At 55.8% G+C, this 10326-nt stretch carries 10 protein-coding genes; 6 read left to right on the top strand and 4 right to left on the bottom strand.

The annotated features are described in order from the left end of the window. Positions 1-72 precede the first annotated feature (72 nt). From RBB63_RS18805 to RBB63_RS18790, 4 genes are all read right to left on the bottom strand, one after another. Complete coding sequence (locus RBB63_RS18805; RefSeq protein ID WP_309386587.1) at positions 73-1080, bottom strand: LacI family DNA-binding transcriptional regulator; 1008 nt, start codon at positions 1078-1080, stop codon at positions 73-75. A gap of 153 nt (positions 1081-1233) precedes the next feature. After that, positions 1234-4431 (bottom strand): UvrD-helicase domain-containing protein, encoded by a 3198-nt coding sequence (locus RBB63_RS18800; RefSeq protein ID WP_309386585.1) that lies wholly within the window; start codon positions 4429-4431, stop codon positions 1234-1236. Further along, a complete protein-coding gene (locus tag RBB63_RS18795) occupies positions 4424-5284 on the bottom strand; it encodes a CDP-alcohol phosphatidyltransferase family protein (RefSeq protein ID WP_309386584.1) in 861 nt (286 codons plus the stop codon). Before RBB63_RS18795 ends, RBB63_RS18800 begins: the two co-directional genes overlap by 8 nt. After that, complete coding sequence (locus RBB63_RS18790) at positions 5277-5681, bottom strand: type II toxin-antitoxin system RelE family toxin (protein WP_309386582.1); 405 nt, start codon at positions 5679-5681, stop codon at positions 5277-5279. The genes RBB63_RS18795 and RBB63_RS18790 overlap by 8 nt, the downstream gene beginning before the upstream one ends. Positions 5682-5815: 134 nt before the next feature. Between RBB63_RS18790 and RBB63_RS18785 the strand changes: the two genes are divergently transcribed. From RBB63_RS18785 to RBB63_RS18760, 6 genes are all read left to right on the top strand, one after another. Continuing rightward, entirely contained in the window at positions 5816-6385 is a 570-nt protein-coding gene (locus tag RBB63_RS18785) for an EF-hand domain-containing protein (protein ID WP_309386581.1), read from the top strand. Between the two features lie 294 nt (positions 6386-6679). Further along, entirely contained in the window at positions 6680-7444 is a 765-nt protein-coding gene (locus RBB63_RS18780) for a DUF3450 family protein (protein ID WP_309386579.1), read from the top strand. Positions 7445-7473: 29 nt separating this feature from the next. After that, entirely contained in the window at positions 7474-8883 is a 1410-nt protein-coding gene (locus RBB63_RS18775) for a MotA/TolQ/ExbB proton channel family protein (protein ID WP_309386578.1), read from the top strand. Between the two features lie 18 nt (positions 8884-8901). Further along, the gene (locus tag RBB63_RS18770; protein WP_309386576.1) at positions 8902-9501 is read left to right on the top strand and encodes a MotA/TolQ/ExbB proton channel family protein; all 600 of its coding nucleotides are present in this window, start codon (positions 8902-8904) and stop codon (positions 9499-9501) included. A 3-nt stretch (positions 9502-9504) separates the two neighbouring features. Next, positions 9505-9915 carry an ExbD/TolR family protein gene (locus RBB63_RS18765; protein WP_309386575.1) on the top strand — a complete coding sequence of 137 codons (411 nt, stop codon included), beginning with the start codon at positions 9505-9507 and terminating at the stop codon, positions 9913-9915. Between the two features lie 4 nt (positions 9916-9919). After that, entirely contained in the window at positions 9920-10324 is a 405-nt protein-coding gene (locus RBB63_RS18760) for an ExbD/TolR family protein (protein ID WP_309386574.1), read from the top strand. Positions 10325-10326 lie beyond the last annotated feature (2 nt).

The raw sequence follows: 10326 nt of genomic DNA, 5'->3' as shown, positions 1-10326 counted from the left end.
AGTGGACAGCGGACGCAGATCTGATCCTCGGTAAGGTTCAGTATTTATGCAGCGAACTTCGCTGACACCACACTAGGCCTCGCTCGACTTGCGAACCACGAGCTCAGGCTCGAGTTGGAAGGATTCAACGGGCTGACCTTCAATTAGCTTTTCCAGCATTTCAACCGCGAGGCGACCACGCTGGGCAAATTTTTGGTCTATACTGGTGAGTGCAACGCTGCAGGATTCACAGAATGGGGAATTATCGATGCCGGTCACCTTTACGTCGTCTGGGACTTTGACGCCACGGCTGAGTAGTTCGTTGATGACGCCCACCGCCTGACTGTCGGACTGCGCGCACACGCCATCGATTTCCAATCCGGACTCCAGGGCTCCGATCAGGGCGCCGCGGGCCGTCGCGCTGTGGTAGCCGGCCTGCATCTGGGGCATCGGCAGGATTAGCCGCTCATTGACTTCGATGCCGGCTTCCTGCAGGGCGCGGCGATAGCCCTGGGTGCGTATGGGCATGGTGTCGAACGTGATGATGTTCTGGCAACCTTGCTCGATCAAATGCTTGGCGCTGATGTAAGACGTGTTTTCCTCAACGAGGCCTGCATTGGGGATGCTTTCGTGGATCGGTTTGCTGAAGGTGCTCACGAGGTGCAGGCCTTCTTTTCTAAGTTTGAGTAGTTGCGGGACGGCTTCGATGTGGAAAACGCCACTGAGCAGCACGCCATCGACCATGCCGGTGTGCAGGCCTTCCAGGCGGCTGATGTAGTCGTCGTATTCGGTGACGAAATTCAGCATCATGCGCAGATTGTTTTGATGCGCAGCCTCGGCCATGCCTTCCAAGCTGTCTTCGGTCAGCATCGCGCCCTTGGCTCCAATGCGGTGCATGAATACAGCGAAAGCGCCCTGTCGTTTAGCGAGTAGGGCGATGGAGTTAAAGTTCCTCTTGTAGCCTAGCTCATCGGCTTTGGCTTTAATCGCCTCAATCAATTCTTTCCGGGCGCCGGTGGTGCCCAGTTTATCATTGATCACTTTGGAAACGAGGGAGACTGAGACGCCTACTTCATCGGCTATATCTTTCAAGCTGGCCATAGGGAGTGAATCTCAATGGTAGTTCCTGTGACAGGAAAGCAAATTTTTCAATTAAGAAATATTAGACGCCCATCCTTCGCGTGATTGGAACATTTTCACTATAAATAGACAGAATAGGCCTTAGGGATAACAGGGGGGCGTGTTGATTGAAGTTTAGGCGTTTAGCTTGATCCATCGGGCGGCGCGCGTGCTGTAGAGGTAGCCTTCGACGGGGCGGGAGAACATTTTCCCGAGCGCCTCGACGTAGGCAGCGAGTTGGGGGCCGTAGCAGGCGCGCAGCTCGCGAGCGGCATTTTTGAAAATGCGATCTGTCTTCCAGTCAACTATGCGCCAGGCGTCGCGTTCGGCGTCGTAAGCGAGGAGGTCAATGAAGCCGTCGTAAGCGAATTGGGCGGGCGCGGTGGTGATGCCGAGGCCGAGTTCAAGCTCATCGGGGGCGCGCGAGGAGTCCGGCCAGAACAGTGAGGCCTCCGCGCGGACCTGGCGATCAGGGCTGTTGAGCCACTGGAATTCCGGCGTGGCAAAAAGGGCGGCGAGCTCATCGGCGCCGCGTTGTGGGTTGGGAGCGTGGGGCAGGGCGGCGGCCTGGTGGGCGGCCCAGGCTTCCATGGGGTGGCCCCACGGGCCGTGTTCCAGCGTGCCGTGCCACCAGTTGCCGTAGTCGGCGCCACCAAGTGCGCTGCTGCCGTCTTGGGTTTCGGGGTAGCCGGGCTCGGCGCGCCAGTCGCTTTCGTCGCGGGCGTGCCCGGTCGGTTCATCGCTGGAGGCGGCGTTGTGGTTGGCTAGGCTGCTGGGTAAGATGCGCTGTGGAAAATTCTGACTGGAGGCGATTTGGAGCGCCGTCGCTCGAGCTGGGATATGGAAAAACGAGGGGCTGGCTGAGGGGGGGGCGTCACTGGCGCTTGCTGGTCCATTGTTAACGAGGACATCGTCGCAGGATTCGAACTCGGGCAAGTTGACCCAAGCCTGGGCATTGGTAGATTGGCCGCTGGTGTGGCAAAGCTCGGCCCAGCTCATTGATGGCGCTGGCTTTTGGTAAAAGGCTTTGGCGTCGACGATGATTACGCGGCGTCGGGCGCGGGTCCAGGTGACGTAGGCGAGACGTTCGGTTTCCTCGCGAAAGTCTTGGTCGGCCAGCTCGGCGCGCACCAGGTCGCAGCTTTTATCGTAGGCGACGCATTCGTCATGAGCGCGAGTGGCCGGATAGTAGCGTGGGAAATTCTGAGGTCGGCGCGAAATGCGATAGTGCAGAAACGGCGTGATGACGACGCTCCATTGCAACCCTTTGGACTTATGGCAGGACAACAGCTGAATGTGGCCTGGAGCGGGGTCGTCGCTTTCCAAGTCGTCCAAGAGGGATTGGATGAGGCTGCGGGACCAGTCGGCCAGGCCGTCGCCGTGCTCTTCGGCTTGCAAGGCGTTGGCCTGAATGCGCTTGAGGGTGGCGTCGATGCGGCTGTGCTCCAGTTCGGGCAGAGCCGTGAGCCGTTCGCGGAGTTGCAAGCGCTGGCAGACCACGCGAAACGCATCGCCGAGGGCCAAGTCCTGAATGTCGCTCCTGACTGCGCTCAAGGTCAGGAGTGTCTCGATCACCGGTCGCGTCGCTGGGTTCTCCGCAAACGCTGATTGATGCGTCTCAATGGCGTCAGCAAATTTACCCGCTGTCTGCTTCACGGTGGCGATTGCGCTGTCGGACAAGGCGAAGATTTCCCGCAGCACGCCTACGAGCTCGAACTCGTCCTCGGGCTGGGCGAGTGCGCGGATGAGCGCCGTCGACCAAGCCCAGACGGGATCGCCAGCGCGCTTGATGCGGCGAGAATGAGACTGCACGGGCAGGCCCGCGAGCTCGATGGCGTGGTTCAGGGATTCAGCCCAGTCATTGCGTGGCGCGAGGATGGCCACTTCGCTCCAGTCGCGAACGCCCAAGCCGCTACGCCCGATCTTACGCAGCCACTGGGCCAAGGCGTTTGATTCGGCGTGAAGGGAATCTTTATTGGCGGAGGTGGGCGCGTCATCTTCCTCACCAGGCTTCAACGTGAGGCGCTCAAAGCGACCGGGCCCGGCGTCGGGGCGGGCGTGCAATGGCACAAACGCTGCCTGCTGACCAGGCTGATCCTCGCGGCGTAAAATGTTGGGGAAGAACTGGTTGACGGCGTCTACAATCTGCTCGTCGCAGCGCATGGTGACCGTGAAACTCAATGCTTCGGCAGTGTCGAGCAGCACGATGCCCTCATGTATCGAGCGGTAGGTGGGGAGGTCGGCGCGCTCGCTGTAGATGGACTGCTGCGGATCGCCGACCATGCAGAAGCGGCCGGGGGGCGGGCCAATGGATTCCATCATGGGCTGCCCGGGCGTCCATTGGCTGCCAGCCACATTGAGCAGCACCGCGAATTGCAGGGGATCGGTGTCCTGAGCTTCATCCAGGATGATCAGGCGTTCCTGTTCGCGAATGGCGGGACCGGCGGCGGGGTGGTTGAGCAGTTCGGCGGCGAGGGCAATCTGGTCGTCGAAATTGATTTCCGCTCTGGCGACCCGGAAGGCGCGGAATTCCCGGGCCAGGTGGGCGGCGACGTAAAGGTAGGCTTCGCCGAGCCAGCGCTTGAGCGGCGCCCAGGCGCGATTCCATTCTTCTTTAAATTCCTGGCTGCCTTTATCGAAGTCGAGGGGCGGGCAAGGGTCGCCGCTTTGGTAGGCTTCTTGCCAATTGGCAGCCAGACGTTGGCCTTCCTCGATGCCTTTGAGGCCTCTTTTATTGGGCGGTTGAAAGGTGAGAATGGGAGTCAGGTCGACCATGGGCGCCGGGCCAGGGGGGGGCGGTGTCGGAATCTGAGGACCAAACTTGGATACGAGCGTCAGCAAGCTGCTGAGTGAGCCATGGCGTTCCAGGCTTTCGCGGGGGCCATCGTCCAGGCATTCAAGGAGGCTGTCTTTGCTGCGCCGGAAGTCGCGCCAGAGGGCGTCGAGATTGCCCGCCTGCTCGAATTGCGGCGCCAGGCCAGCCAGTGGCCCGAAGGTGCGCAGGAGCTCCAGGCAGAAGCTGTGAATCGTCCCAAAGAAGGCTTGGTTAAAGCGGGAGAGCACTTCGGGGCCCAAGTGCTCTTCGTGCAGCTTGTCCGCCGTGCGACGGCGCATTTCATCAGCTGCCTTGCGGGTATAGGTGACGACTGCCAGGCGGGGAAGGGCGGGGTGTTCACGACCGGCGTCGGCCTTGGCCAGATTGACGACGCGACTGACGATGGCGGTGGTTTTGCCAACGCCTGCAGGGGCGGTTACCGTGAAATTTCGGTCCAGCTCGTCGGTGAAGCGGTCGCGATCCGCCTGGTCGGCCAGGGGTGGTCGCGCATCAGGCATTGTCGTCGTCTTGGGCGCCGAGGGTCTTGCGTGTCCTTAAGTGGCGAATCAGGCCGAAGAATAGGTAGGCCATGAACAGCAGGGCAAAGGAGAAGCGCCAGAAAAAGATCAGCAGCATCACGAAGATGATCAGCCCAACGAAGTGCTGAATGCGCAGATGCGTCTGCCAGCCCAGGTGCTTAAAACTCGGGTAGCGAACATTGCTGACCATCATCCAGGCAATGAGCAGCATCAAAGGCGGCAGGAATAAATAGAAACCGCGGGGGAACTCGAAGTTGAGCATCACGAGGACAATTGTGGACACCATGCCAGCGGCGGCGGGGGCAGGGAGGCCCTGGAAATCGCCCAATCCAGCATGCTTCTCAATGCCGGGGATAAAGGGGTTCGTCGTTATGTTGTAGCGGGCCAGACGGATGCCGGCGCACAGCAGGTAGATAAATCCGATAAGCCAGCCGATTTGGCGGAAGAATTCCCAGTCTTCTGTGGGGCTGAGGATGAGGAAAAACATCATCAGGCAAGGCGCCATGCCGAAGCTGACCATGTCGGCGATGGAGTCAAATTCCTTGCCGAACAGCGACTCGCGCCCGCCCAGGCGGGCTACGCGGCCATCCAGCATGTCGCACACGCCAGCGCCGAGGATGAAGAAAACGGCCTCGGTGAAGTAATCGGCGATTTGGCTGTCATCCGTGGCGACGTAGCGCCCGCGAATGCACCAGATGATGGCGAGGAAACCAAAGAGCAGGTTGCCAGCGGTGAAGAGGTTGGGCAGCAGATAAATGCGCGCAGCCTCATTGACATCGCGGTAGGGCAGCTCGTTCTGGCTGGAGGATTCTTTCGGGGGCGTCTTAGGCATTGCCTGAGGGCGGGGTGTGTTCTTCCGGGATTTTATCCTGTTGGTGGCGGGTGAGGCTCTCCACGTATTGCCAGAACGATTGGTTTTGCTCGACGAGCGTTTCCTCGTGGTAAGGCAGTTTGAAGCGGAAAATGAAATCGGCCAGGGTGTGTTTGTGAATGATGTAGTGGCTGAGCAGGCGGCTGTCGTTTACGATTTCAAAGTAAATCCGGTATTCGCCCGCCCGCAGGCGGTAGTAGCTTTTGCCGCCGCGCTCGAACTTGCCCACGTCGTCACCGCCAGCAGTCAGGTCTTTGCTGGTGAGGCTGCTGAAACGCTCAATGATCGGCATTTGGATGGTGATATCCAGCCGGTTGAGCATCGCCATACTTTGGTCGCTGAAGGTGACTTCAAACATCTGATCAACAATTCAATACAGGCTTATGCCGTTCTTCAATCACTCTCTCAGCAAATTTTTTCGCAACTTTTGGCTTCGTGCTCGGTTGAACTCATTAAATCAACCACCTCGAAATTTAACCAAAGTAAAGCGAAATGAAATCTATTAAATACCTCTTTCTGAGCGCCGTGTTGAGCACGGGACTGGCTCATGCCGAATCGGCCGCCTTGGGCGATGGCGATCTGCCGCCCCCGCCGATGGATGAAGCGGGCGAAAATGCTCGACCACATGGCCCACAAAAAGGCGAACGTCCTGAACGCCCCTCCCGCGAAGACATTCTGGCCAAGTTTGACGCCGATGGCGACGGCAAGCTGAGCGAATCCGAGCGTGAAGCCGCCAGGGAATACCATCGCGAGCAAATGTCCCTCCGCCGTTTTGACGCCGATGGCGATGGCGCTCTGTCGGCCGAAGAACGCGCCCAGTACGACGCTTTTGTCGCCGAGCGCGAAGCCAAGCTGCTTGAGCGCTTCGACAAGGACGGCGACGGCATCCTTAGCGACGAGGAAAAACAGCAGGCGCGCCGGATGATGCAGCGCAACCAGCAGCGCCAGGGGGGACGCCAAGGCGCTCCCAAGGGTGGTCAGCATGGCCCGGCTGATCACAGTCAAGGCCCGCCTCGCAGCGCAGATTTGGAGGACATGCCTCCGCCGCCTCCAGGTGAATGATTTTTATCAAGGAGTCATTAAAGTTAGCAGCTAAGTAGTAGAAACATACACAAGAAACCCCGGACAGGAGCTCCGGGGTTTCTGCATGTACGGGTTTAAAGTTTCGAGGCCCAAAGTCCTTAAGGAGGGCGCCCTTTCCGCGCCAAATCTGCACTGTATTTGCATATGTTACGGTAATATGGCGATACCGTAACCTGAATGTAAAGTGTGACATAAGTTTAACAACCAACCTCTAGTCAAGGGCGGTTAAATCTGTTCTACGTTGGGCTTCAATCTACGAACAATTTATTAGACATGAACATTCGGTTAACCGCCATCGCTCTTTTTTCCTGCTGTGCGGGAGTGGCAACCCTCTCTGGGCAGCAGAATCCCGTGGCTGACGCCAAGGCAACTATGGCCAAATGGGTGGAAACGCGCCAAATCATTTCCGAGGAAAAGTCGGACTGGGAAGTCGAGCAGGAGTTCCTGAAGTCGACCAGCGAACTGCTCTCGGCACAGGCTGCTAGCTTGGAGGAGCAGGTTCAAGAATTGGAGGACTCAACGACGGAGTCTGACAAAATGCGCAACGAATTGCTGATCGAACGCGCTAATTTGCAACGCGCCGATACTGCGATGGTTCAGAAAATCGCAGAAATGGAGGCTGATCTCCTTTCGTTGGTGCAACAATTCCCCGAGCCATTGAAAAAGAAGCTGGAGCCTTTGATTGTTCGTATTCCAGAGAACCCAGAGGAAGCGACTCTATCGCTTGGCCAGCGTTTGGTGAACATCCTCGGAATTCTTGGCCAAGCCGAAAAATTTAACAGCACGGCTAACTTCTACGGTGAAACGCGGAAAGTTGGCGACCAGCAGATCCAAGTGCTGACCCTCTATTGGGGACTCGGTTTTGCCATCTATGTAGATTCCCAAGGCAAAGTAGCTGGTTTCGGCACGCCTGGGCAGGATGGCTGGCAGTGGACTGAAGACAATTCTATCGCGGGCGACGCCAAGCGATTCATGGACATGTATGAAGGCAATACTGACGTCATTGAATTCGTCCAACTGCCTATTCAAATCAAGTAATTTAACCGCCTACACCGATACTTCATACCATGAACTTGAAGCATGCAATTACGCTACCGCTGGCCTTTGCCAGCCTGTTGATTTCGCCATTGGCGGCCCAAGATTTTCAGCAAGTTTCCGCTGACGCCTCACAAAAGCTGGATGCCTCTCTGAAGGAGTTGGCTGAAGTTCGCAGCGAGATCGCGAAGGATAAGATTCCCCTGTCGAAGGAGGTCAACGAACTGGAAAGCAAAGTTCTAGAGCTTCGCCGTGAACGTGATCGTTTGTTAAAAATCAAGGATAGTCGTTCGATTGACTTGTCCAGCCTTGAGCGTCAAGTCGGCCAAATGAAAGACCAAGCGGACTTTATTAACAACCGCTTGAACGAGTTCATTAATGAATTCGAGGGTCGGATTAACATCAGTGAGTTGGCCATTTACGAAGAAGGCATTAACTCAGCTAAGCTTGCCCCGAAGAACGTAAATTTGAGCTCTGAAGAGAAGCGTGCAATACAGACCGACGTCATTGACAGCGCGATGAGCCGTATCGGCAACCTTATTGGTGGTCACGGTTATGAGGGCGCGGCGCTGAGTCCGGACGGCATCCTGGTGGATGGCAAATTCATCACGATGGGACCAACGGTGTACTTCTCTAGTAAAGATGGAGCCGTGTATGGCCTAGTTGAAACCCAACTCAACGCTGCAGATCCTGTAGTCGTGGACTTACCTGATAACATTGATGGCGCCATCTCGAGTACTGTGAATAGCGGCTCCGGGGCGCTGCCATTTGACTCCACTCTCGGCAAGGCGCTGAAAGTCGCCAAAGCGCGAAAGACGCTTAAGGGATACATTGATGACGGCGGTGAAGTTGGCATTGTTATCATTGCATTAGGCATCATTGGCCTTCTCCTGGCGCTGTTTAAATGCTTCCAGATTTTTAGCTTCAAAGTGGCTAAGCCTAATGAAATTGATGCTATCATCTCTGACCTTGATAAAGGTGACTCCAAGTCTGCTCAAGACAAGGCGAGCAGCGTGGGCGGCGTAGCTGGTGAGATGTTGACCGCCGGTGTAATCAACGCTGAAGAAAAGCGCGGCATCCTCGAAGAGATGATGTTCGAGCGGATTCTCAAGGCGCGTCCGACCTTGGAAAGCTTTCTGCCATTCCTGGCAATCACCGCTGCGGCTGCACCACTTTTGGGACTTTTGGGCACCGTTATCGGTATGATCAAAACCTTCCAGTTGATCACGATTTTTGGCACCGGTGACGCAAAGAGCCTTTCCTCTGGTATTTCCGAGGCGCTTGTCACCACCGCGTTGGGTTTGATTGTCGCGATCCCGACTTTGATTCTGCACGGCATGTTGTCACGCATGGCGAAACGCAAGCTTGGTTTACTTGAGCAAGGTGCGGTCGCTTTTGTCAACGGCGTCATGGCTCGCCGTCATGACAAGAAGGACAGTTAATCCGAGAAGCCCGAAATTATGGAAGGCGGCATCACCATCGAGAAGATCATTGGCGTATGGGCTAGCGGGGGCATTGTGATGATCCCACTGTTCCTGCTTGCATGTCTTCTCTACACACAAGCGTTTCAGCTCATCTTGTACGTGCGACGCTCCAGCTTAAGCAAACGCAACGAGTATCAGTGGGGCGAGTGGGTTCTGTTTCCTGAAAAGGCGGAAGGTCGCGTTGGTGAGATAATCCGCTACACGCAGACGGATACGACTTCGGCTAAGCAGGTGCGCAATCGTTTTGATGAGGTTCGCATGGCTCTTCTGAATTTGGTTGATCGCCGTGTGCGTTTTGTAAACACGCTCGTCGCCACAGCGCCTCTGTTGGGACTTTTGGGAACCGTTATGGGAATGTTGCAAACTTTCCTCGGTTTGGCCACCAGCGCAGGTGGTGAGACGGCTGGCGTTGTCGCTTCAGGTATTTCAGAGGCCCTGTTAACTACGCTGACAGGACTGATTATCGCGCTCCCAGGTCTCTTTATCGTGATGATCATTCAGCGACAGAAGCATAACCTAGAAGCCAATATTACCCGATTGGAGTGTCTGACGCTTTCCGAACTTAAAATCGATTAAATCATGGCACGCCGTAGCTTACTTAATGACGCCGACGAGGAGACGGAGATCAATCTGTCTTCGATGATCGATTGTATCTTTATTCTGCTGATTTTCTTCATCGTCACCACGGTCTTTGTCGAGGAAACGGGGGTGCAGGTCAATAAGCCCGATGCATCTGCGAATCCGGAAAATAACAACGAAGAAAATGACAACGTGATGATTGAGATCACCGCCAACAACAAGATTGTGTTTGAAGGCCAGGAAATCCCGATCAGCCAAGTGAAGAACGTTGTGAAGAAGGGAATGAAGGACTCGGTAACTCCGGTCATGATCCGCTCCCACGAAAATGCCGCGCATGGCATTTTCATTTCAGTTTGGGACCAAGCAGCTTCTGCGGGAGCACAGCAACTCAGCTTTACCACTACGAATTAATTTTATGGCCGGACGCAGCATCAACGACGATCCAGAACAGGATACAGAGATCAATCTGTCACCGATGATCGACTGTATCTTCATCTTGCTGATCTTCTTCATCGTCACCACGGTATTCGTGGAGGAGCCAGGTGTCGAAATTAACAAGCCGCCCGCACTTACTGATGAAGATCTCGAAAAGAACAGTATCATCATCGCAATCACTTCGGATAACCGTGTGGTTTATGGAGGGAAGGAAATCGGCATCTCCGGCGTTTCTGGTCAAGTAAAGCAACAGATCAAACAAAACGACATTCCGGTAATCATCCAGGCCGACAGCTTGGCGGACCATGGCACCTTTTCCAAAGTGTGGTCTGAAGTTAAAAACGCGGGCGCTAAAAAAATCAGCGTATCAACGTTTAAGGATTAACT

Origin of the sequence: Cerasicoccus frondis (genome assembly GCA_031296915.1) — a bacterium.
GTDB lineage: Bacteria > Verrucomicrobiota > Verrucomicrobiia > Opitutales > Cerasicoccaceae > Cerasicoccus > Cerasicoccus frondis.
Note: the sequence above shows the minus strand (reverse complement) of the source record. Positions and strands in the feature narration are given on the sequence as shown.